This is a genomic window from Mesobacillus campisalis, from assembly GCF_000986785.1.
In the GTDB taxonomy this organism is placed as follows: domain Bacteria; phylum Bacillota; class Bacilli; order Bacillales; family Cytobacillaceae; genus Mesobacillus_B; species Mesobacillus_B campisalis.
Genome location: NZ_LAYY01000008.1, coordinates 87,528 through 109,581, shown reverse-complemented (window position 1 = coordinate 109,581; position 22,054 = coordinate 87,528). Strand labels below are relative to the sequence as shown.

Annotated in this window: 19 protein-coding genes; 18 read left to right on the top strand and 1 reads right to left on the bottom strand. The window is 47.0% G+C overall.

Annotation, left to right across the window (positions count from 1 at the left end; translation table 11 throughout):
* Positions 1 to 15: 15 nt before the first annotated feature.
* The 7 genes from ystJ to WQ57_RS09105 all read left to right on the top strand — a co-directional run bounded on the left by ystJ (position 16) and on the right by WQ57_RS09105 (position 7,271).
* The gene (gene ystJ / locus WQ57_RS09135; protein WP_046523447.1) at positions 16 to 1,254 is read left to right on the top strand and encodes an NADP-dependent malic enzyme; all 1,239 of its coding nucleotides are present in this window, start codon (positions 16 to 18) and stop codon (positions 1,252 to 1,254) included.
* A 70-nt stretch (positions 1,255 to 1,324) separates the two neighbouring features.
* Entirely contained in the window at positions 1,325 to 1,888 is a 564-nt protein-coding gene (locus tag WQ57_RS09130; RefSeq protein ID WP_046523550.1) for a FadR/GntR family transcriptional regulator, read from the top strand.
* Positions 1,889 to 2,045: 157 nt separating this feature from the next.
* On the top strand, positions 2,046 to 2,924 hold the full coding sequence (gene accD, locus WQ57_RS09125) for an acetyl-CoA carboxylase, carboxyltransferase subunit beta (protein WP_046523446.1): 879 nt from the start codon (positions 2,046 to 2,048) through the stop codon (positions 2,922 to 2,924).
* Entirely contained in the window at positions 2,909 to 3,886 is a 978-nt protein-coding gene (gene accA / locus WQ57_RS09120; protein ID WP_046523445.1) for an acetyl-CoA carboxylase carboxyl transferase subunit alpha, read from the top strand. Before accD ends, accA begins: the two co-directional genes overlap by 16 nt.
* Before the next feature lie 246 nt (positions 3,887 to 4,132).
* Positions 4,133 to 5,092: a 6-phosphofructokinase gene (gene pfkA, locus WQ57_RS09115; protein WP_046523444.1), complete on the top strand. Its 960-nt coding sequence runs from the start codon at positions 4,133 to 4,135 to the stop codon at positions 5,090 to 5,092.
* A gap of 28 nt (positions 5,093 to 5,120) precedes the next feature.
* Complete coding sequence (gene pyk, locus WQ57_RS09110) at positions 5,121 to 6,881, top strand: pyruvate kinase (protein WP_046523443.1); 1,761 nt, start codon at positions 5,121 to 5,123, stop codon at positions 6,879 to 6,881.
* Positions 6,882 to 6,884: 3 nt separating this feature from the next.
* Positions 6,885 to 7,271: an FxsA family protein gene (locus WQ57_RS09105; protein WP_046523442.1), complete on the top strand. Its 387-nt coding sequence runs from the start codon at positions 6,885 to 6,887 to the stop codon at positions 7,269 to 7,271.
* Between the two features lie 57 nt (positions 7,272 to 7,328).
* Here WQ57_RS09105 and ytvI read toward each other — a convergent pair whose 3' ends face one another.
* Positions 7,329 to 8,450, bottom strand: coding sequence for a sporulation integral membrane protein YtvI (gene ytvI, locus WQ57_RS09100; RefSeq protein WP_046523441.1), 1,122 nt, complete (start codon positions 8,448 to 8,450; stop codon positions 7,329 to 7,331).
* A gap of 213 nt (positions 8,451 to 8,663) precedes the next feature.
* On the opposite strand from ytvI, the gene WQ57_RS09095 reads away from it, so the two are divergent.
* The 11 genes from WQ57_RS09095 (at position 8,664) to mutM (ending at position 21,853) form a co-directional block, all read left to right on the top strand.
* Positions 8,664 to 9,140 (top strand): DUF441 domain-containing protein, encoded by a 477-nt coding sequence (locus WQ57_RS09095; protein ID WP_046523440.1) that lies wholly within the window; start codon positions 8,664 to 8,666, stop codon positions 9,138 to 9,140.
* 324 nt (positions 9,141 to 9,464) lie between these two features.
* Complete coding sequence (gene citZ / locus WQ57_RS09090; RefSeq protein ID WP_046523439.1) at positions 9,465 to 10,583, top strand: citrate synthase; 1,119 nt, start codon at positions 9,465 to 9,467, stop codon at positions 10,581 to 10,583.
* Positions 10,584 to 10,749: 166 nt separating this feature from the next.
* The gene (gene icd, locus WQ57_RS09085; protein WP_046523549.1) at positions 10,750 to 12,021 is read left to right on the top strand and encodes an NADP-dependent isocitrate dehydrogenase; all 1,272 of its coding nucleotides are present in this window, start codon (positions 10,750 to 10,752) and stop codon (positions 12,019 to 12,021) included.
* A gap of 112 nt (positions 12,022 to 12,133) precedes the next feature.
* Positions 12,134 to 13,072 (top strand): malate dehydrogenase, encoded by a 939-nt coding sequence (gene mdh, locus WQ57_RS09080; RefSeq protein ID WP_046523438.1) that lies wholly within the window; start codon positions 12,134 to 12,136, stop codon positions 13,070 to 13,072.
* Positions 13,073 to 13,156: 84 nt separating this feature from the next.
* Positions 13,157 to 13,633 carry a MaoC/PaaZ C-terminal domain-containing protein gene (locus WQ57_RS09075; protein ID WP_046523437.1) on the top strand — a complete coding sequence of 159 codons (477 nt, stop codon included), beginning with the start codon at positions 13,157 to 13,159 and terminating at the stop codon, positions 13,631 to 13,633.
* 132 nt (positions 13,634 to 13,765) lie between these two features.
* Positions 13,766 to 14,479 (top strand): response regulator transcription factor, encoded by a 714-nt coding sequence (locus WQ57_RS09070; RefSeq protein ID WP_046523436.1) that lies wholly within the window; start codon positions 13,766 to 13,768, stop codon positions 14,477 to 14,479.
* Positions 14,476 to 16,227, top strand: coding sequence for a two-component system histidine kinase PnpS (gene pnpS, locus WQ57_RS09065; protein WP_046523435.1), 1,752 nt, complete (start codon positions 14,476 to 14,478; stop codon positions 16,225 to 16,227). Before WQ57_RS09070 ends, pnpS begins: the two co-directional genes overlap by 4 nt.
* A 147-nt stretch (positions 16,228 to 16,374) precedes the next feature.
* The gene (gene hflK / locus WQ57_RS09060; protein ID WP_046523434.1) at positions 16,375 to 17,349 is read left to right on the top strand and encodes an FtsH protease activity modulator HflK; all 975 of its coding nucleotides are present in this window, start codon (positions 16,375 to 16,377) and stop codon (positions 17,347 to 17,349) included.
* Positions 17,339 to 18,271, top strand: a complete 933-nt coding sequence (hflC, locus tag WQ57_RS09055) for a protease modulator HflC (RefSeq protein ID WP_046523433.1) — start codon at positions 17,339 to 17,341, stop codon at positions 18,269 to 18,271. Before hflK ends, hflC begins: the two co-directional genes overlap by 11 nt.
* Before the next feature lie 111 nt (positions 18,272 to 18,382).
* Positions 18,383 to 21,013 (top strand): DNA polymerase I, encoded by a 2,631-nt coding sequence (gene polA / locus WQ57_RS09050; protein ID WP_046523432.1) that lies wholly within the window; start codon positions 18,383 to 18,385, stop codon positions 21,011 to 21,013.
* Positions 21,014 to 21,028: 15 nt separating this feature from the next.
* Complete coding sequence (gene mutM, locus WQ57_RS09045) at positions 21,029 to 21,853, top strand: DNA-formamidopyrimidine glycosylase (RefSeq protein ID WP_046523431.1); 825 nt, start codon at positions 21,029 to 21,031, stop codon at positions 21,851 to 21,853.
* Positions 21,854 to 22,054 lie beyond the last annotated feature (201 nt).

Sequence of the window (22,054 nt, the reverse complement as noted above, 5' to 3'; positions counted from 1 at the left end):
GGGAGTGGACTTTAGTTGACACTACGAGAAGAAGCATTGCATATGCATAGTTCGAACAAAGGGAAACTGGAATCAAGATCAAAGGTTCCCGTCCGGAATGCCAGGGACTTGAGTCTTGCCTACTCTCCTGGAGTAGCAGAGCCATGCAAGGAGATTTATGACAAGCCCGAAACCGTCTATGATTATACGATGAAAGGCAATATGGTGGCGGTCGTTTCCGATGGTACAGCGGTTCTTGGTCTGGGGAATATCGGCCCTGAGGCATCGCTGCCGGTTATGGAAGGAAAAGCTGTACTCTTTAAAAGTTTTGCGGGGGTGGATGCTTTTCCAATTTGCCTGAACACGACCGATGTTGATAAAATCGTTGAGACGGTCAAGTTGCTGGAGCCAACATTCGGCGGAGTCAACCTTGAGGATATTGCGGCGCCGAATTGCTTTGTCATTGAAGAACGCCTCAAAAAGGAAGCCAATATCCCTGTTTTCCATGATGATCAGCATGGAACCGCGATCGTGACGGTTGCCGGCCTTGTGAATGCCTTGAAAATCACAGGCAGGAAGATGAATGAGATAAAGGTGGTCGCCAATGGGGCAGGGGCAGCCGGAATTGCGATCATCAAGCTTCTGTATTCCTATGGTGTCCGCGACCTTATTATGTGTGACACGAAGGGTGCCATCTATGAGGGCCGGCCTCAGGGGATGAACGACATCAAAGCCGAGGTGGCAAAATATACAAACCGGGAAAACGTTAAAGGCACTTTGGCCGAGGCCGTTAAGGGTGCAGATGTATTCATTGGTGTTTCCGCAGCGGGTGCCCTAACGCCCGAAATGATTCAGACGATGAATCCGGACCCAATCATCTTTGCAATGGCCAACCCTACGCCGGAAATCATGCCGGACGAAGCAAAGGCTGCAGGGGTCAAGGTGATTGGAACAGGGCGCTCCGATTTCCCTAACCAGGTAAACAATGTCCTTGCCTTCCCTGGGATCTTCCGTGGTGCACTGGATGTGCGCGCAACACATATCAATGAAAAAATGAAAGTGGCGGCGGTTGAAGCGATTGCCGGATTGATTAGTGAGAAGGAGCTTTCCGCTGACTATGTCATTCCCGGACCATTCGATCCGCGGGTCGCGCCAGAGGTTGCCGCAGCGGTGGCAAAAGCAGCGATGGAGACGGGAGTTGCCAGAATCAAAGTGGATCCGGAGGAAGTTAAGGAACGGACGCGGAGGCTGTCAATTATTGAAAAAGGTGAATGAGAGGCTGTCCATTACCAGTGATGATAGCCCGAAAAAGGTTTACATTGAAATTGTCCGCCAGCTGAGAGCCATGATTGAAAAAGACGGCTTGAAGGCTGGCGATAAAATTCCTTCAGAACGGGAGCTGTCCGAGCGTCTTAATGCCGGACGCTCTTCCGTTCGTGAGGCTTTAAGAGCCCTTGAACTTCTTGGGTTGATTGAAACCAGGCGCGGAGAGGGAACCTATATAAGGGATTTCCGCGGGAACCAGCTCGTCCAGCTGCTGGGTACTTTCATCCTCCAGGATAAAAAAGCAATTGCCGATGTTATTGAAACAAAGCATTTTGTGGAAAGGGATTGTCTTGAGATCGCCCTCATGAAGAACGGTGAAAAGGAATTCAGCAGTTTAAAAAAATGGGTGGCTGAGCATAACGTTGATGATGACCGGTTTTTCGGGAAGATTGCCATGCTGGCAGATAATCATCTCATATACAGGATTTGGCAGATATTGAAAGATTATTACCATTCTTTGAACACTCATGAATTCCAGCCGACTAAGGAGCAATATCTTGAGCTAGCCGACGCCCTTGCACAGGGAAATGAGAATTTGGTGGAGGCTGCTTACCGCAAGCTCCGGAATTTGTCGGAGGTTTGACGACACCAATCAACAAAAATCACCTCCCGGATGTTCTATAGTAAAGGACAGGCTTGTGGAAGCCAAAAGGCAGGCCTGATATTTTCCAACTCAGTGGTCTGGCCACTTTTGCAGCAACAGCGCAAAGTCTTTTCAAAATAAATAGGGAGGTTACACCTTGCTGAAAGATCTTTTTACGAAAACAAAGAAGAAAAAATATGCCACAATACCCTCCGAAAGTGCCAAACAGGATGTTCCGGAAGGGATTATGACAAAATGTCCAAACTGTAAAAAAATCATGTACACCAAAGAGCTGGTGAAAAACCTGAAAGTGTGCTTCCATTGCGATTACCATCACCAGATGAATTCCAGGGAGCGAATCGCAAGTTTCGTGGATGGCGGGACATTTGCCGAAATCGATTCCAACATGAAATCAGATAACCCGCTTGGTTTTCCCGGCTATGAAGAAAAGCTTGAGCAGGACAGGCTGAAGACCGGGTTGAATGAGGCGATTGTCACCGGAAAGGCAAAAGTAATGGGAATGGACACAGTCATTGCGATTATGGATGCCAGTTTTCGCATGGGAAGCATGGGTTCCGTCGTTGGCGAAAAAATCACCCTTGCGATTGAGATGGCAGACAAATTGAGGGTCCCCTTCATCATTTTTACAGCCTCTGGCGGAGCGAGGATGCAGGAGGGTGTCTTAAGCTTGATGCAGATGGCCAAGACAAGTGTCGCATTGAAGAGATTCAGCGACAATGGAGGGCTGATCATTTCCATTATGACTCATCCTACAACAGGCGGTGTGTCAGCAAGCTTTGCTTCCCTGGGGGACTATAATCTTGCCGAGCCGGGTGCGTTGATTGGCTTTGCCGGAAGAAGGATCATTGAGCAGACAATTCGCGAGGAGCTTCCGGAGGATTTCCAGACCTCTGAATTTTTGCTGAAGCATGGGCAGCTTGATGCCGTTGTTTCCAGACTGGATCTTCGTGAAAAAGTAGGAGCGATATTGGAAATCCATGCACCGGGAGGGGAATTGAATTGGCAGGAGCTTTAGAATTTGAAAAACCAGTCCTTGAGCTGAAGAAAAAAATAACGGAGCTGAAGGAATATACAAAGAATACAGATGTCGATTTTACAGATGAAATCGAAAAGCTGGAGGCTCGCCTTGAAAAGCTCGAAAGGGAAATTTATGAAAATATAAAGCCATGGGACCGGGTCCAGATTGCGCGCCATCCGGAACGCCCGACGACGCTGGATTATATTTCAAGGCTGTTTGACGACTTTTTTGAATGCCATGGGGACCGTACCTTTGGTGATGATGAAGCCATTGTGGGCGGCATTGCCAAGTTTAATGGCCTGCCTGTGACTGTAATAGGCCATCAGAGGGGCAAGGATACAAAGGAAAACATCCGCCGGAATTTCGGCATGCCCCATCCGGAAGGATACCGCAAGGCATTAAGGCTGATGAAACAGGCAGATAAGTTTAAACGGCCGATTATCTGCTTTATTGACACAAAGGGTGCATACCCGGGAAAAGCGGCAGAAGAACGAGGACAAAGCGAAGCCATTGCCCGGAACCTGTTTGAAATGGCGGGGCTGAAAGTTCCCGTTGTCTGCATCGTCATCGGGGAAGGCGGAAGCGGCGGAGCGCTTGCTCTCGGCGTCGGCAACCATATCCATATGCTGGAGAATTCCACCTACTCGGTCATCTCTCCTGAAGGTGCGGCCTCCATTCTTTGGAAGGACGCCTCATTGGCCAGGAAAGCAGCGGAAACCATGAAAATAACGGCACCTGACTTAAAGGAACTCGGCCTGATTGATGAAATCATTCCTGAAACAAAGGGTGGCGCCCATAAGGACGTCGATGGGCAGGCGAAGGAAATAGAGGCCGTTTTAAAGAAATCTTTCAAAGAGTTGTGCAGCCTCTCGGCAGAAGAGCTGGTTGAACATCGATATAAAAAATATAAGATGATTGGCCAATATTCGTTTTTTAATGAGTACATCGGGGTAAATTAAAAACGTGCCAAACTAGGCACGTTTCTTTTTTGTGGTTTTAACAATAAGAATGGCGTTAAGACTAATAAAACGCTTCCAGTTTATTTATTATTCCGTCTATGGACTAAAACACCAGTATTAAGTTGAGATGGACCATCCTTCATGGTATTTTAGAAATATTGGCAAGTGTTCCTGTCCAAACTAAGGGCAGGGATGCTGACTGCAGATAGGGCATACATATAGGACATTTTAACGAGGTGATTGGCTATGAAGAAAATTGGGGTGCTGACCAGCGGAGGAGACTCTCCGGGAATGAATGCGGCAGTACGAGCAGTAGTCAGAAAGGGCATCTATCATAATGTGGAGGTACATGGCATCTACGGTGGCTATGCCGGTTTAATGAATGGGAATATCCAAAAACTGGAACTGGGTTCTGTTGGTGACATTATCCATAGAGGCGGAACTTTCCTCCAGTCGGCAAGAAGCGAGGAATTCAAAACGCGCGAAGGCCAGCAAAAGGGAATCCAGCAGTTGAAAAAACATGGCATCGATGGGCTTGTCGTTATTGGCGGAGACGGCTCCTACATGGGAGCAAAAGCTCTGACTGAGCAAGGATTCCCTTGTGTTGGGGTGCCAGGTACGATTGATAACGATATTTCTGGTACTGAATTCACAATCGGCTTTGATACAGCCTTGAATACGGTAATCGATGCAATCGATAAAATCAGGGATACCGCGTCTTCCCATGAGAGAACGTTCATCATTGAAGTTATGGGCAGGAATGCCGGCGATATCGCGCTATGGTCCGGCCTTGCCGGCGGGGCGGAAACCATCCTGATCCCGGAAGAAAAACATGATATCAAGGATATTGCCCTGAGGCTCAAAAAAGGCCAGGAACGCGGAAAGAAGCACAGTATCATCATTGTGGCTGAAGGTGTCATGAGCGGATATGAGGTTGGGCGGATCATCAAAGAAGAAACGGACTTCGATACCAGGGTAACGGTGCTTGGCCATGTCCAGCGCGGCGGCTCCCCTACTGTAAAAGACCGCGTTCTCGCGAGCAGGCTTGGAGCGCGCGCCGTAGAGCTTTTGCTTGAAGGAAAAGGCGGACGTGCTGTAGGAATCGAAAAAAATGAAATGGTTGATTACGACATTATCGAGGCTCTGGGCAAGCCGCACAACCTTGATATGAATCTATACAAGCTTTCAAAAGAACTCTCAATTTAATTTGTCACAAACCAGGAGGTTGCAATAAATGCGCAAAACTAAAATTGTATGTACAATTGGTCCAGCTAGTGAAAGTATCGAGAATCTTACCAGTCTAATGGAGGCAGGCATGAATGTGGCACGCCTGAACTTCTCCCATGGAGACCATGAGGAACACGGCCAGCGGATTAAAAATATCCGCGAAGCTGCCGAGAAAACTGGGAAAAACATCGGAATCCTTCTCGATACAAAAGGACCGGAAATCCGTACCCACAACATGGAAAATGGTGCAATTGAACTTAAGGCCGGCGACGAAATCATCGTTTCCATGAAAGAAGTTCTCGGAACAACAGAGAAGTTTTCGGTCACGTATGACAGTTTGATTGAGGATGTCCATTCCGGTGCAAAAATCCTGCTGGATGACGGGCTTATTGGCCTTGAGGTAATCAGCCTTGACCGTGCCAGCCAGGAAATCAGGACAAAAATCCTTAATAGCGGAACACTGAAGAATAAAAAAGGTGTGAACGTTCCTGGAGTTTCGGTTAAACTTCCAGGCATTACCGAAAAAGATGCACAGGATATCCTGTTCGGAATCGAGCAAGGTGTAGACTTCATTGCTGCCTCCTTTGTCCGCAGAGGGGCCGACGTGCTGGAAATCCGCGAGCTTCTTGAAAAAAACAATGCCAATTACATCAACATCATTCCTAAAATTGAAAACCAGGAAGGTGTCGACAACATCGACGAAATCCTTGCTGTTTCTGACGGCCTAATGGTCGCGAGGGGTGATCTTGGCGTTGAGATTCCGGCTGAAGAAGTTCCGCTGGTACAAAAAGATTTGATTAAAAAATGCAACATTCTGGGCAAACCGGTTATTACAGCGACGCAAATGCTTGATTCCATGCAGCGCAACCCAAGGCCGACTCGTGCGGAGGCCAGTGACGTAGCCAATGCGATTTTCGATGGGACAGACGCAATCATGCTTTCCGGTGAAACAGCTGCCGGCCACTACCCTGTAGAGGCTGTCCAGACGATGCATAATATCGCTTCCCGTGCAGAGCAGGCTCTTAACCATAAAGACCTTCTGTCAGAAAGAAGCAAAAACACAGAACACAGCATTACAGATGCCATTGGGCAGTCTGTTGCCCATACAGCATTAAACCTTGATGTCAGCGCGATTATCACGCCGACTGAAAGCGGCCATACAGCAAGGATGATTTCCAAATACCGGACAAAGGCTCCTATCGTTGCTGTCACCTCAAATGACTTTGTATTGCGCCGCCTTGCCCTTGTTTGGGGCGTTTATCCGCAGCTTGGCAAGAAAGCTGAAACAACCGATGAGATGCTTGATAATGCGGTTGAGGAAAGCATGAACAGCGGATTGGTGAAGCATAGCGACCTTGTGGTAATCACTGCTGGGGTTCCTGTTGGAGAAGCAGGTACAACCAACCTGATGAAGATCCATGTGGTGGGAGATGTACTTGCGAAAGCCCAGGGAATTGGACGCAAGTCTGCATTCGGAAGAGTGGTCCTGGCCCGCAATGCCCAGGAAGCTCTGGATAAGGTAACTCCTGGCAGCATTCTGGTCACCATCGGTTCTGACCGGGAGATGGTTCCTGCCATCGAAAAATGCGCGGCCCTGATTACCGAAGAAGGCGGATTGACCAGCCATGCGGCTGTCGTTGGCCTGAATGTCGGAATCCCCGTAATTGTCGGTGTCGAAAATGCAATGGAACTGTTCCAGGAAGGCCAGGAGATTACGGTCGATGCCCGCAGAGGGGTAATCCTTAACGGCCATGCAAATGTCTTGTAAGCGATGAGATATCTCTTTCTCGCCATCCTTGTGGTCCAGGCGCTTGAAATAGGGGTTCTGATCTGGTCGGGAAGGACGATTGGCGTTCCGTTAACGGTCCTTTTAATCATCCTGACCGGGGTCCTGGGCGCCTACCTTGCTAAAAAAGAAGGCTTGGCGACACTCCAAAAGCTTCAGGACAATCTAAGAAGGAGCATGATGCCGGGAGATGCCTTGCTTGACGGAGTCTGCATCCTTGTCGGAGGGACGCTCCTGCTGGCTCCTGGGTTCGTCACGGACGCAATTGGGTTCTTATTGCTCGCTCCGCCAACAAGAAAGTTCTTCAAGGCGCGTCTGTATAGATTCCTGAAGAGAAAATTGGATAAGGGATCCATCACCATTTTTAGATAATAAAAACGCCAGCTGATATGCTGGCGTTTTTATTTCGGCCTGCATTGCCGCCATATATCATAAAGGCCTCTCTTCCTTGCCCTTTATGTATTCCCATAAATCGCGGAAAACATTGGCTTTGTGCAATGTCGTAATGATGACGAGGGTGACAGGCCCGGCAATCAATCCCAGGAAGCCAAGCAGCTTGAACCCGGCAAACAGGCTGACCAAGGTTGCAAGAGGGTCCAGGCCGATGCTTGATGAAAGGATTTTTGGCTCCATGAGCTGGCGCTGGACAAGTACAACAACATAAAGGATCCCGAGGCCAAGGGCCCTGGCCATATCGCCGGCTACAGCTTCAAAAATGATCCATGGAACAAATATGGCCCCTGTCCCCAAGTACGGGATGATATCAACGATTCCCGTCACCAGGGCAATCGTGATGGCATAATCCACTTTGAGGATCAGCAAGCCGATAAGAATGATGACCGTAGTAATTGAAATAAGCGTCAGCTGTGCCCGGATAAAACCGAACAGGGCCTTTTTCAAATCGGCAAATACTGTTTTTCCGCTGGACTTTGCCTTTTTGGGCAAATATCTTCCAAAAGTGGACAGTCGGTGCCAATCCCGGCTGATAAAAAAAGTGGCAAGCAAAGAAAAAATGATGACGGTAGCCGCATTAGGGAACCAGCCAAGGATGGCTGGTATCTTCTCGAAAAATCCCTGAATGAAATTTCCTGCAGTTGTCCCAATCTGGGAACCAACACTTTGGATGTTTTGCAAAATGGTATCCTGCTGGCCAACATCAAGGTTGTTAAACAGCCCTGAAAGCTGGTTGTAAAGCGGGATGACCTGGGCGGCAAACAGCTGCTCGAGAAAATCCACCAAAGTTTCGACATGATTGGGAACCACCAGGGCAAGGTACTCTGCTCCAGAGACGATTTCGGCAACCAGGAGGGTGATCAGTCCGGCAAACAGGCCGACAATAAGGAATAAAGAAATAACCACGGCAAGGCCCCTCGGCATTTTTGCCTTTTTTTCAAAAAAATCAACCATGGGATTCATAAAAAAGGCAATCAGAATGGCAATGATAAATGGGTAGGTAATTTTGGATAAATAATAAATGGAGAGGATGGCAGAAATAAAAACAAATAATACCAGAACACTTCTCAATACTCTGCTTGCGTAAATTGGATTCATATCGTTCCCACTACCTTCATTGGATTAGCTTGGCCAATAACGCCTTTAATGTAATACATATGGAGAAGTTACAGGAAACATTCGCCAGGAAGAGGGAAAACTCCTTCTCTTGCGAAAAAGGGGGATTACATGCAGCAGGCAGGATGAAGGCGAATCTTTTGTGGATAGATTTTAAGTTATGTTAAAATAACATTGCTATGGAAGGGTGAAAAAATGGGGATTGAACCGTTTCTGTTTTTAGGGCTGTTGCTGGCAATCGCCCTGATTGTAAAAAACCAATCTTTGATTATTGCAGTTGCCGTTCTTTTTATACTAAAGCTTTTCGGAGTAGATTCTAAGGTGTTTTCGTTCCTGCAGGGAAAAGGGATAAACTGGGGAGTGACCATCATCACAATTGCCGTCCTGGCTCCCATCGCAAGCGGAGACGTCGGTTTCAAGGATTTGACAGCGGCTTTCAGGTCCCCATATGCATGGGTCGCCCTTTTGTCAGGAATTTTTGTCGCCCTGCTTGCAAAGGGAGGGGTAACCCTGCTCGCGGAAGATCCTCATATTACCACTGCTCTTGTCCTTGGGACGGTTTTGTCCGTTTCCTTATTCAAGGGCGTGGCTGTAGGTCCTCTGATTGGTGCGGGAATAGCTTATGCAGCGATGAAAATCATCGAAATGATGAATGGTTTTTTTGTGAAATAACAATTTTTTTGTCTTTTAAGTACTTTTCGTTCACAAATGTCAGAGAATTGTTTATAATAGGACTTGTAATTATACCAGCCCTTCCTTTTTTATAAGTCCCATACCCGTAATCCGGGTTTTTCCTTAATCAATAATGTAAGCATTTTCTTTTTTTGTGCGTTGGTTGAGCAACCGCTCGATGGAACGAGAAAGTCAGGAAGGACGGCAAAAGGACTGTATTTTTTAAAAGAGTCAGAAATTTCGTGTTTTTGGCAGATGCATTCCATTTTCAGCTATGAAAATAGAAAAGAATGGGGAAAATATTCAAAAGAGGGAGAGATTTGTATGACAGTTACACGCGGTCTTGAAGGAGTAGTGGCAACTACCTCCTCGATCAGTTCCATCATCGATGACACACTTACATATGTAGGGTTCGACATCGATGATCTTGCTGATAACGCAAGTTTCGAAGAAGTAATCTACCTTTTATGGCATCGCACTTTGCCTACAGGCGCCCAGCTGGAAGAACTGAAACAGCAGCTTGCCAGCAATATGGCATTGCCGGAAGAGGTGCTTGCGCACTTTAAAATGTACCCGATCGATACGGTCCATCCAATGGCAGCACTCAGGACAGCTGTCTCCCTGCTGGGGCTTTACGATGAGGAAGCAGACCAGATGGATGAGGAAGCAAACTACCGCAAAGCCATCCGCCTGCAGGCAAAAATGCCGGCAATCGTGACAGCATTTGCCCGTATCCGCAAAGGTCTTGAGCCGATTGCTCCAAGGGAAGATTTGAACTTCGCAGCCAACTTCCTTTACATGCTGACAGGAAAAGACCCTGAGCCGGTCGCAGTTGAAGCGATGAATAAAGCGCTGGTTCTTCATGCGGACCATGAGCTGAATGCCTCCACATTCACTGCACGTGTGTGTGTAGCGACCTTATCCGATGTCTATTCCGGTGTGACTGCCGCGATTGGCGCCCTGAAAGGTCCTCTTCATGGCGGTGCGAACGAGGCTGTCATGAAGATGCTGAAAGAAATTAGCACCCTTGAAAATGTTGAACCATATATCCGTCAAAAACTGGATAATAAGGAAAAAATCATGGGCTTTGGACACAGGGTGTACCGCCAGGGTGACCCGCGCGCCAAGCACTTGCGCGAAATGTCCGCAAAGCTGACTGAACTTACAGGCGAGCCGCATTGGTACCAGATGTCGACAAGGATTGAAGAAATTGTTACCGGCGAGAAAAAGCTTCCGCCTAACGTGGACTTCTATTCTGCATCTGTATACCACAGCCTTGGCATCGACCATGACCTGTTCACGCCGATTTTTGCTGTGAGCCGTGTTTCCGGATGGCTTGCCCACATTCTGGAGCAATACGAGAATAATCGCCTGATCCGTCCGCGTGCGGAATACAATGGTCCTGGCAAACAGGATTATGTTGCAGTCGAGCTTAGAGGCTGATAGATTCGCAACATTTTACTTTTTTCAAAAAAATTGTTCTAATAGAATAGTACGAAAGCAGACTGGCATCATGACCTATCATGCTGCAGGGCTTTTGCAAATATGGAAGGCTAGGTGCATTGCCGCCGGCCTTCCATTTTGGGATATTATGGAGGGAGATAGAGAGATGACACAAGGTGAAAAAATCACGGTAAAAGATGGAGTATTAAACGTACCAAACAATCCGGTTGTTCCATTTATTGAAGGCGATGGAACAGGCCCCGACATCTGGGCTTCCGCATCAAGAGTACTGGATGCTGCTGTTGAAAAGGCATATAAAGGTGAGCGCAAGCTTGTCTGGAAAGAAGTCCTGGCAGGAGAAAAAGCATTCAACCAAACAGGAGAATGGCTTCCTTCCGAGACACTTGATGTAATCAACGAGTATCTGATTGCGATCAAGGGACCTCTTACAACTCCTATCGGCGGCGGAATCCGTTCCCTGAACGTAGCGCTGCGCCAGGAACTTGACCTGTTTGTCTGCCTGCGTCCTGTGCGCTGGTTCGAAGGTGTTCCTTCCCCGGTTAAACGCCCACAGGATACAGATATGGTTATCTTCCGTGAAAACACAGAGGATATCTATGCAGGGATCGAGTACCAAAAAGGTTCGGATGAAGTAAAGAAACTGATCAGCTTCCTGCAAGATGAAATGGGCGTTAACAAAATCCGCTTCCCTGAAACTTCAGGAATCGGAATCAAGCCGGTTTCCGAAGAAGGAACAAGCCGTCTTGTGCGTGCAGCGATCGAATATGCGATTAAAGAAGGCCGCAAGTCCGTTACACTGGTACATAAAGGCAATATCATGAAGTTCACTGAAGGTGCATTCAAGAACTGGGGCTATGAGCTTGCTGAAAAGGAATACGGTGATAAAGTATTCACTTGGGCACAGTATGACAGAATTAAAGATGAGCAGGGAGCAGATGCAGCAAACAAAGCGCAGGCTGATGCCGAGGCTGCTGGCAAAATCATCGTGAAGGATGCAATTGCCGACATCTTCCTTCAGCAAATTCTTACACGTCCAAAAGAGTTCGATGTTGTTGCGACCATGAACCTGAATGGAGACTATATTTCCGATGCGCTTGCTGCACAGGTTGGCGGAATCGGAATCGCTCCGGGAGCGAACATCAACTATGAAACAGGACATGCAATCTTTGAAGCTACGCATGGAACTGCGCCAAAATATGCAGGATTGGATAAGGTGAACCCATCATCTGTCATTCTTTCAGGCGTATTGCTGCTTGAACACCTTGGCTGGACAGAAGCTGCTTCCATGATTGTGAAATCAATGGAGGAAACAATTGCTTCCAAAGTCGTCACTTATGACTTTGCCCGCCTGATGGATGGAGCAACCGAAGTAAAATGCTCCGAATTCGGTGACGAACTAATCAAGAACATGAAATAATTCATCAAAGGGGGCTATTCAACGCATGGATAGCCCCCTGTGTATAAAACGTTGGAATCTGGCTGTGCTTTTACAGTTAATAGATTATTAAATGTTTTAGGAGGATGGGACTATGTCATTGAAACGTAAAAAGATTTCTGTCATCGGGGGCGGCTTCACTGGAGCGACAACGGCTTTTTTATTGGCCCAGAAGGAATTGGGAGATGTTGTGCTGGTCGATATTCCGCAAATGGAGAATCCGACAAAGGGAAAGGCTCTTGATATGCTGGAAGCGAGCCCTGTACAAGGGTTTGACTCGAATATCACCGGCACGTCCAATTATGAAGACACAGCCGGTTCCGATGTGGTCGTGATCACTGCGGGAATTGCACGCAAGCCCGGAATGAGCCGTGATGACCTTGTCCAGACCAATCAAAAGGTCATGAAGAGTGTTACACAGGAAATCGTAAAGCACTCTCCTGACTGCCATATCGTGGTGCTGACCAACCCGGTAGATGCAATGACTTACACGGTCTACAAAGAGTCCGGATTTCCCAAGAACAGGGTAATCGGCCAATCCGGTGTCCTTGACAGTGCGCGTTTCAGGACATTTGTTGCCCAGGAATTGAATCTTTCTGTTAAAGATATCACTGGTTTTGTCCTTGGCGGCCATGGGGACGATATGGTTCCTCTCGTCCGCTACTCCTATGCTGGCGGTATCCCGCTGGAAACCTTGATTCCAAAGGAGCGGCTCGATGCAATCGTCGAACGTACCCGAAAAGGGGGAGGCGAAATCGTCAACCTGCTAGGCAATGGCAGCGCTTATTATGCACCAGCTGCTTCACTTGTCGAAATGGTTGAGGCGATCCTTAAGGATCAGCGCCGTGTCCTTCCTTCCATCGCTTACCTTGAAGGGGAATATGGATACGAAGGAATCTACTTTGGTGTTCCTACCATCCTTGGAGCAAACGGGATTGAAAAAGTCATTGAGCTGGAGCTCACTGATGAAGAAAAAGCCGCACTGGATAAATCGGCACAAGCAGTACGCAATGTCATGGATGTACTGGCTTAATGGCAATCTGGAAAAAATCGGGGATTTTCCCCGATTTTTTTGCAAATAATAGTATGTATAGATTTTTTAAGGGGGAAAGCTGCAATGCTGCTTGGAAAGAAGCGGAAGCTTGGGAGAACCATTCAGGAGTTTTCTGTAGGAGAGAAGCTTACATTAACCGAGAAAATTGAGGATAAGGACCTGCTCCTTTATCTTGGATTGACGAATGACTCAAACCCTCTGTATATCCAGCATGATTACGCATCCCAGACTCCGCATAAGAAACCGATTGTGCCATCGATCATGCTGACGGGAATTGTTACCTCGGCGGTCTCAAAGTACCTTCCGGGCCCCGGGAGCTATATTTTACGGCAGGATATCGAGTTTTTAAAACCGGTATACCATTACGGCACTGTCCAGTTTTTATTTGAAGTGACAGAAATCAGCCGGAGCAGCCACACCGTTCAGATTGCTGTATCGGCAACGAATGAAGAGGATGATGATGTCCTGAGAGGGACGCTTCTTGTTTGCCCTCCATATCCTATTCAAAGGGACGAGGGCCAGGCATTGGAGAACTTTTAACCTAATGTTAAGCTATTGTAAAGATTGGATTAAAGGATACACTTTGGTGTATCTTTTTTTAGTGGTTGTAAATTTTTCGTTTATAATGGTAGAAGTAACCAAGCATAAATATTTATTCAGTGGAGGCTAACAATGAAAAAGCTATTGGTAGTGGATGATGAGCAATCCATTTTGACGTTGCTTCAATACAACCTCGAGCAAGCGGGCTACCAAGTGTTGACCGCGATGGATGGAGAAGAGGGCAAGAATCTCGCTCTGACAGAAAATCCTGACCTGATCATCCTTGATTTGATGCTGCCGAAGCTGGACGGTCTGGATGTCTGTAAACATCTGCGGCAGCAAAGGGTACAAACTCCCATCCTGATGCTCACCGCCAAGGATGATGAGTTTGACAAAGTCCTTGGCCTTGAGCTGGGGGCAGATGACTATATGACTAAACCATTCAGTCCAAGGGAAGTGGTTGCAAGGGTAAAGGCCATCCTTCGCAGGGTTCAAATACAGCCTGGACCCACGGCTGAAGAAGAAGAATCTTCAGGACAAATACGCATCGGCGATCTTAGGATCATACCCGACTCCTATGAAGCCTTCTTCATGGAGAAGCTGCTTGAAATCACCCCAAAGGAGTTTGAATTGCTTGTATATCTAGCCCAAAACAAGGGACGGGTACTGACCAGGGACCAGCTTCTCAGTGCTGTCTGGAATTATGACTTTGCCGGGGATTCACGGATTGTCGATGTACATATCAGCCATTTAAGAGATAAAATCGAACATAATACGAAAAAACCTGTCTACATAAAAACGATTCGCGGACTTGGCTATAAGCTGGAGGAGCCAAAGGGAGAATGACAAACAGGACACAGCTGCTTTTCGCATTGGTTACATTGATCATTGCTGTTTTGCTGGGGTTGGGAATCCTGCTGGGCCAATTATTCAAAACGCATTATCTTAATAATTTTCATGAGCGGCTGAAAAAGGAAGCCCGTATCATTACGGAAGTCATTGAAGATGATGGCGGCTTGGCTACCCTGGATGCCAGGAAAATGGAAGAAATGAGCAAAATTCTTAATGCGCGTTTTACGGTAATGGATGATGGCGGCGGAATCATCCTTGATACGGGAGGAAATGCCGCCGGAGCCAGCCCGGAATGGCATAGGGGAACCATTGCCGAAGCCATAGCCCAGAGAGAAGGAGCGGGAGGAGGAGCCTTCCAAAAAGGGGGGGTTCAATACTATTGGGAACCGGTTCATTATGCAGGCAAGCTGGAAGGCCATATTTTCCTTTCAACGGAAGTAAGCGTAATTAAGCAGGCATACAGCCAAATATGGTGGATTCTTACAATCAGCCTGGGGCTTGCTCTTGCGGTTATTCTCATGCTGGGTATAAAAATCGCTTCAAGGTACACCAAGCCGATTGAATCGGCAACCAATGTAGCAATTGAGCTGGCAAAAGGAAATTACCGGGCAAGGACGTATGAAGACCGAAATGGGGAAACGGGGATGCTGAGCGCATCCATCAATATTCTGGCCCGAAATCTTCAGGAGCTTCGAAAAACGCAGGAAATGCAGCAGGACAGGCTGACAGCATTAATTGAAAACATGGGGAGCGGACTGATTTTGATAGACAGCAGGGGATATATCAATCTCATTAACCGCCCATATAAAGAATTGTTTCAGGCAGACCCGAGGGAGCATCTTTACCGGCTGTATCATGAAGTCATTGAGCACCAGGAAATTAACGAACTGATTGAAGAGATTTTCATGACTGAGCAAAAGACCCGCAGACAGCTGGTCCTGCCGATTGGAATACACCGTCGTCACTTCGAAGTTTATGGAGTGCCAATCTTTGGGATGGATAATGTCTGGAAGGGAGTTCTCCTCGTTTTCCATGATATTACCGAATTAAAGAAGCTTGAGCAGATGCGGAAGGACTTTGTGGCTAATGTCTCGCATGAATTAAAAACCCCGATTACTTCAATTAAAGGGTTTTCGGAGACCCTTCTTGATGGGGCAATGAATGACAAAGACGCGCTTGAAGCATTTTTATCGATTATCCTTAAGGAAAGTGACAGGCTTCAGTCCCTCATTCAGGACCTCCTTGAATTGTCCAAAATCGAACAGCATGGATTCAGGCTGAATATCACCGATGTCAATCTCAACAGCCAGATAAAGGATGTAATGGCGATCCTGAAGGGGAAGGCGGAGGAAAGGCAGGTTGCCGTGGAAATGGATGCGGAAGGGGAAGTGGTTATTCCGGGCGATCCGGACAGGCTGAAACAGGTTTTTATCAACTTGCTAAGCAATGCGCTGAATTATACCCCGAAGCAAGGAAGTGTCACAATCTTCTTGTCCGAAGATGAGCATCATGCAGTGGTCAAAATAGTCGACACAGGAATGGGAATTGAACAATCAGAGATTCCGCGGATATTTGAACGGTTTTATCGTGTCGACAAGGCCCGGAGCCGGAATTCGGGTGGGACCGGCCTTGGTTTGGCGATTGTTAAACATATAATGGAGGCCCATAAAGGCATCATCGAAGTGGATAGTGAGGTCGGCAAGGGAACAACCTTTACCCTCAGGTTATTAAAAAATGCATAGAATAGGAAGTCGCACTCAGGGTGCGGCTTTTTAATTTGGCCATTATCAATCCTTAATAATTTTATCCAGAGGTGTAAAAAAATGAAACTTTCTTAGGAGTATAGTCGTAGAAACAGCTATAGATATATGAATAAGGGAGGGGATTATGTGACTAGCTTAAGGAAAGTGTACGTCATAATTGGTGCCGTCATCCTCAGTGCCATTCTTGTCCTGGCGGCATTCACAACCTGGTACACAGTCGATGAATCAGAGCAGGCTGTTATACTGACGTTTGGCAAGGCGGAAGAAGGAATTATAGGGGCAGGTCTTCATTTTAAGATGCCATGGCCAATCCAATCAGTGAACATCCTGTCGAAAGAGACGTTCAGCCTTCAGTTTGGCTATGAACAAAAAGATGGAGAAATTAAAAGCTTTCCTAATGAAACAAAGATGATTACAGGGGACGAAAACATAGTGTTGGCAGACCTGGTCGTTCAATGGAAAATTACCGATCCGCAGAAATACCTGTTCAACTCGAGCGAGCCAGAGACGATTCTTTACGACGCCACATCCGCTTCTGTAAGGAGCATTATCGGGAATTCCAAGATTGACGACGCGCTCACATCCGGAAAAGCCGAAATCGAAGGAGAAGTCCGGGAACTATTGACGAGCCTCATCGATAAATATGATATCGGCGTATCAATCCTTGCTGTCAAACTTCAGGATGTCGAGCTTCCGAATGACGATGTCAGAAAGGCATTTACCGATGTGACCGATGCAAGGGAAACGATGAATACAAAGAGAAATGAAGCCAATAAATACCGCAACCAAAAAATCAATGAAGCCCAAGGGGAGAAGGATGCCCTTATTTCCAGGGCAGAAGGTGAAAAAGCGGCCAGGGTTGAACGGGCAAGAGGGGATGTTGCTGTCTTTAATGCTCTCTATAACGAGTACAGGACCAATCCCGAGATTACGAGACAGCGTTTGGTGATTGAAACGCTCGAGCAGGTTCTTCCCGGGGCGGAAATCTACATTATGAACGATGACGGAAATACGTTGAAGTACTTCCCAATCCGTCCTCTTGAATCCCAGCAGCAGCAACCACCGGCAACGGAAGGGAGTGAAACCGGCGATGAGCGATGAGAATATTATTGACTTCAATGAACGCGGCAAGAACCATAACTGGCGAAGCTATACAAGGATAGGCCTCCTTCTGATTCTGCTTCTTGCACTTCTGGTCTTGCTTGCAACGAATCTATTTGTTGTCAAAGAAGGAGAATTCAGGGTGGTCCGCCAGTTTGGCGAGGTGGTCCGTATTGAAAGTGAACCAGGACTATCCTACAAAATCCCGTTTATTCAAAGTGTGTCCAGCCTTCCGAAGTATCAAATGACTTACAATGTATCCCAGGCTGAAATCAATACAAAAGATAAGAAACGGATCTTGATTGATAATTACTCGATCTGGAGAATTGAAGACCCGAAAAAAATGATTTCGAATGCCAGAACGCTTGAAGCGGCGGAATCCCGGATGGAAGAATTCATTTATTCGGTCATCCGGACCGAATTGGGACAGCTGAATTATGATGAAATCATCAATGATGAAAAATCTTCACGAGGTTCGCTGAACGACCGTGTAACTCAGATGGTCAACGATCTCCTTGCCAACGACAACTATGGAATCACGGTTACCGATGTCCGCATGAAGCGCACGGATCTTCCCGAAGAAAATGAAAAATCGGTATTTACACGAATGATTTCAGAAAGGCATTCGACAGCCCAGGAATACCTCTCCAGGGGGGATGCCGACAAAAACCGGATTGAGGCACAGACGGACAGGGAGGTAAACGAAATCCTCGCCAAGGCTAAAGCCGATGCGGAGCTCATTCGCGGAGACGGGGAAGGCCAGGCAGCGAAAATCTATAATGATGCCTTCTCCAAGGATGCAGAATTCTACTCCCTCTTCAGGACGCTTGAATCGTATAAACAGACCATCAATGGCGATACCGTCATCGTCCTGCCATCTGATTCTCCATATGCCCGCCTGCTGATGGGCTATACGGAATAAAAGAATAAGAATGGACATAAAAGGCCGTTATTTTTCTTTCCTTTCACTCTCATGGTAGAATGAAAAGAAGAAATTTAGCGGTTTTTTTTGATAGATGGAGGAGGAACAACCATGTCTAAAAAGCTAGTTTTGATCGACGGGAACAGCATTGCATACCGGGCATTCTTTGCGCTTCCGCTTTTGAATAATGATAAAGGTGTACATACGAATGCTGTTTATGGCTTTACGATGATGCTGATGAGAATTTTGGAGGATGAAAAGCCGACCCATTTGCTGGTCGCTTTTGATGCCGGGAAAACGACCTTCAGGCATGCCACATTCACGGAGTATAAAGGCGGGAGGCAGAAGACTCCGCCAGAGCTTTCCGAGCAGTTCCCTTTTATCCGCGAGCTCTTAAAAGCCTATGGAATTTCCCAGTATGAACTTGAAAATTATGAGGCCGATGATATTATTGGCACCCTTTCAACATCCGCGGAAAGAGAAGGCTTTGAAGTGAAGGTCATATCCGGGGATAAGGACTTGACACAGCTCAGTTCCGACAAGACGACCGTGAGCATCACCAAAAAAGGCATTACAGATATTGAGGATTACACGCCCGAACATATTAAGGAAAAATACGGCCTTTCTGCCCATCAAATTGTCGATATGAAAGGGCTGATGGGCGATGCTTCCGATAATATCCCTGGTGTGCCCGGAGTCGGGGAAAAAACGGCCATCAAGCTGCTGAAGGAGTTCGGTTCGCTTGAAAACCTGCTGGATTCGGTTGAAAAGGTCAGCGGCAAAAAGCTTCAGGAGAAGCTTGAAGAATTTAAGGACCAGGCCGTCATGAGCAAACAGCTGGCAACCATTACACGTGATGCCCCCGTTAAGCTTGAATTATCCGAACTGGAATACGAAGGATATAAGCCTGACGAATTGATGAAGCTTTTCCGCGAACTGGGCTTCAATTCCCTTTTGGAAAAAATGGATTTCGCCGAATCCCATGAGGATATTGAATTAAATGACATCGATTTCACGATTGCCGATAGCATTACCGAGGATTTATTTTCTGAAGAGAATGCCTTTTATGTAGAGGTCCTGGAGGATAACTACCATTATGCCGATATCATTGGGTTTGCGCTTTCAAATGACAATGGAAATTACTTTCTTCCGGTTGAAAAGGCAGTCAAGTCGGAGGCCTTCAAAGAGTGGGCGGAGGACGGCAGCAGGAAAAAGTATGTTTTCGATGCAAAGCGTTCCGAAGTTTCCCTTCGCCATCATGGTATTCACCTAAAGGGCGTTGAATTCGATGTTTTCCTTGCCTCGTATATTATCAATCCATCGGAATCAGGCGATGACCTGGCTGGAGTTGCAAGGCTGCAAGGATACCATCAGCTTCAATCGGATGAAGCCTTTTACGGAAAAGGAGCCAAGCGGCGTGTACCGGAGGAAGAGGCACTGGCCGGCCATCTAGCCCGAAAGGCAGCAGCCATTTTCGATTTGAAGGAAAAAATGGAAGAAGAGCTGAGGAAAAACGAGCAGTATGAGCTTTTCAGCGAACTGGAAATGCCGCTTTCCCTTGTGCTTGCGGATATGGAGTTTCTTGGAGTCAAGCTTGATATGGACAGGCTTAGCCAAATGGGTCTTGAAATCGGAGGCCAGTTGGAACAGATTGAAAAGGAAATTTACCGCCATGCTGGAGAGGCTTTTAATATCAATTCACCCAAACAGCTCGGTGCCATCCTGTTTGAGAAGCTCGGACTGCCGCCGCTGAAGAAGACAAAGACAGGCTATTCAACAAGTGCCGATGTCCTGGAGCAGCTCGCGCCAAAGCATGAAATCATCGAGCAAATCCTGCATTACCGCCAGCTGGGCAAACTGCAATCCACTTATATTGAGGGGCTGCAGAAGGTGGTCAACCCTGCGACGCATAAAGTCCATACCCGTTTTAACCAGGCGCTCACCCAGACAGGGAGGCTGAGTTCGACTGACCCGAATCTGCAGAACATCCCAATCCGGCTTGAAGAGGGAAGGAAAATCCGGCAGGCATTCGTTCCTTCAGAAGAAGGCTGGGTGATCTTCGCTGCTGACTATTCCCAGATTGAATTAAGGGTGCTTGCCCATATCGCCGAGGATGAAAAATTGATTGAGGCGTTCCGGGAGGACATGGATATTCATACGAAAACAGCAATGGAGGTCTTCCATGTGAGCGGGGATGAAGTCACGTCCAACATGCGCCGCCATGCCAAGGCAGTCAACTTTGGGATTGTATACGGAATCAGTGATTACGGCCTGTCCCAAAGCCTGGGAATCACGAGGAAGGAAGCTGGCCGATTCATAGATTCCTACCTGAAGAGTTATCCTGGCGTAAAGGATTATATGGAGGAAATCGTCCGCGATGCGAAGGAAAAAGGCTATGTATCCACCATCCTCCATCGCAGGCGCTACCTCCCTGAAATCACCAGCAGGAATTTTAATATCAGAAGCTTTGCGGAACGTACAGCCATGAACACGCCGATCCAGGGAAGCGCCGCCGACATTATCAAAAAAGCGATGATCGAGATGGCGGACAGGCTAAAAGCAGAAAAATTGGAAACAAGGCTTCTTCTCCAAGTGCACGATGAACTGATTTTTGAAGCACCTGAGGATGAAATTGAAAAATTGAAGCAAATCGTTCCTGATGTAATGGAGAATGCCGTAGAGTTGAATGTTCCCTTGAAAGTAGATTATTCCTATGGCCCAACATGGTTTGATGCAAAGTAACGGAGGAGAGAAACATTGCCAGAATTACCAGAAGTAGAAACTGTCAGAAGAACATTGGAAGCCTTGGTCATCGGCAAGGAAATAAAGGCGGTCTCCGTGTTCTGGCCGAAAATGGTCAAAAAGCCTGAGGTGACAGAACAATTTACCGATGCTCTTTGCGGCCAGCGGATCAGGGAAATTGGCCGGAGAGGCAAATTCCTGATTTTTTACACCGATGAGTTTGCGCTGGTTTCACACTTGCGGATGGAAGGGAAGTATGGAGTGTATCCAAGCGATCTTCCTGTTGAGAAACATACACATGCGATTTTTCACTTTACCGATGGAAGCGAACTGCGCTATAAGGATGTACGCAAGTTTGGAACCTTCCATCTTTACCAAAAAGGGACAGAGTTTGAAGAGCCGCCGCTCGCAGGCCTTGGACCTGAACCTTTTTCTGAACACTTCACGCTGGAAAGCCTTACTGAAAAATTGGGAAAGACGAATCGCAAAATCAAACCGGCCTTGCTGGACCAGAAAGTGCTTGTGGGGCTAGGAAATATTTATGTTGATGAGGCTCTTTTCCGTTCGGGAATCCATCCCGAAAGGCTGGCTTCTTCTTTGTCAGACAGAGAAATCGCCTTGCTCCACAGGGAAATTGTCAGCACCTTAACGGAAGCGGTGGAAAAAGGAGGGAGCACGATTCGTTCCTATATCAACTCCCAGGGACAGATCGGAATGTTCCAACTTGAGTTGTATGTTTATGGCCGCAAAAACGAACCATGTAAAAAATGTGGAAGCATACTGGAGAAAACAGTCGTTGGCGGAAGAGGCACCCATTTTTGCCCAGCTTGCCAAAAATGATCCATAGGTAGAGAGACTCGGTTTTGGGTCTCTCTTTTTTATTGTTTTTATAGGTATATGGAAGCGGTTGAAACATATGAAGCGGGACTATTTGTTTAAAATTGTAAAACTAGTGTAAATTTATAGATTTTTAATAGATGTAAGGAAGTTTTTGTCCTAAAATGGGTTTGCAAGTTGCTAAGTTTCTAGGCAATTGGTCAT

Bases quoted from the DNA above. Each gene is read 5' to 3' on its own strand.
- WQ57_RS09130 (WP_046523550.1), top strand. From the start codon at position 1,325: ATGATTGAAAAAGACGGCTTGAAGGCTGGCGATAAAATTCCTTCAGAA.
- pfkA (WP_046523444.1), top strand. From the start codon at position 4,133: ATGAAGAAAATTGGGGTGCTGACCAGCGGAGGAGACTCTCCGGGAATG.
- pyk (WP_046523443.1), top strand. From the start codon at position 5,121: ATGCGCAAAACTAAAATTGTATGTACAATTGGTCCAGCTAGTGAAAGT.
- WQ57_RS09105 (WP_046523442.1), top strand. From the start codon at position 6,885: ATGAGATATCTCTTTCTCGCCATCCTTGTGGTCCAGGCGCTTGAAATA.
- ytvI (WP_046523441.1), bottom strand. From the start codon at position 8,450: ATGAATCCAATTTACGCAAGCAGAGTATTGAGAAGTGTTCTGGTATTA.
- WQ57_RS09095 (WP_046523440.1), top strand. From the start codon at position 8,664: ATGGGGATTGAACCGTTTCTGTTTTTAGGGCTGTTGCTGGCAATCGCC.
- citZ (WP_046523439.1), top strand. From the start codon at position 9,465: ATGACAGTTACACGCGGTCTTGAAGGAGTAGTGGCAACTACCTCCTCG.
- icd (WP_046523549.1), top strand. From the start codon at position 10,750: ATGACACAAGGTGAAAAAATCACGGTAAAAGATGGAGTATTAAACGTA.
- mdh (WP_046523438.1), top strand. From the start codon at position 12,134: ATGTCATTGAAACGTAAAAAGATTTCTGTCATCGGGGGCGGCTTCACT.
- WQ57_RS09075 (WP_046523437.1), top strand. From the start codon at position 13,157: ATGCTGCTTGGAAAGAAGCGGAAGCTTGGGAGAACCATTCAGGAGTTT.
- WQ57_RS09070 (WP_046523436.1), top strand. From the start codon at position 13,766: ATGAAAAAGCTATTGGTAGTGGATGATGAGCAATCCATTTTGACGTTG.
- pnpS (WP_046523435.1), top strand. From the start codon at position 14,476: ATGACAAACAGGACACAGCTGCTTTTCGCATTGGTTACATTGATCATT.
- hflC (WP_046523433.1), top strand. From the start codon at position 17,339: ATGAGCGATGAGAATATTATTGACTTCAATGAACGCGGCAAGAACCAT.
- polA (WP_046523432.1), top strand. From the start codon at position 18,383: ATGTCTAAAAAGCTAGTTTTGATCGACGGGAACAGCATTGCATACCGG.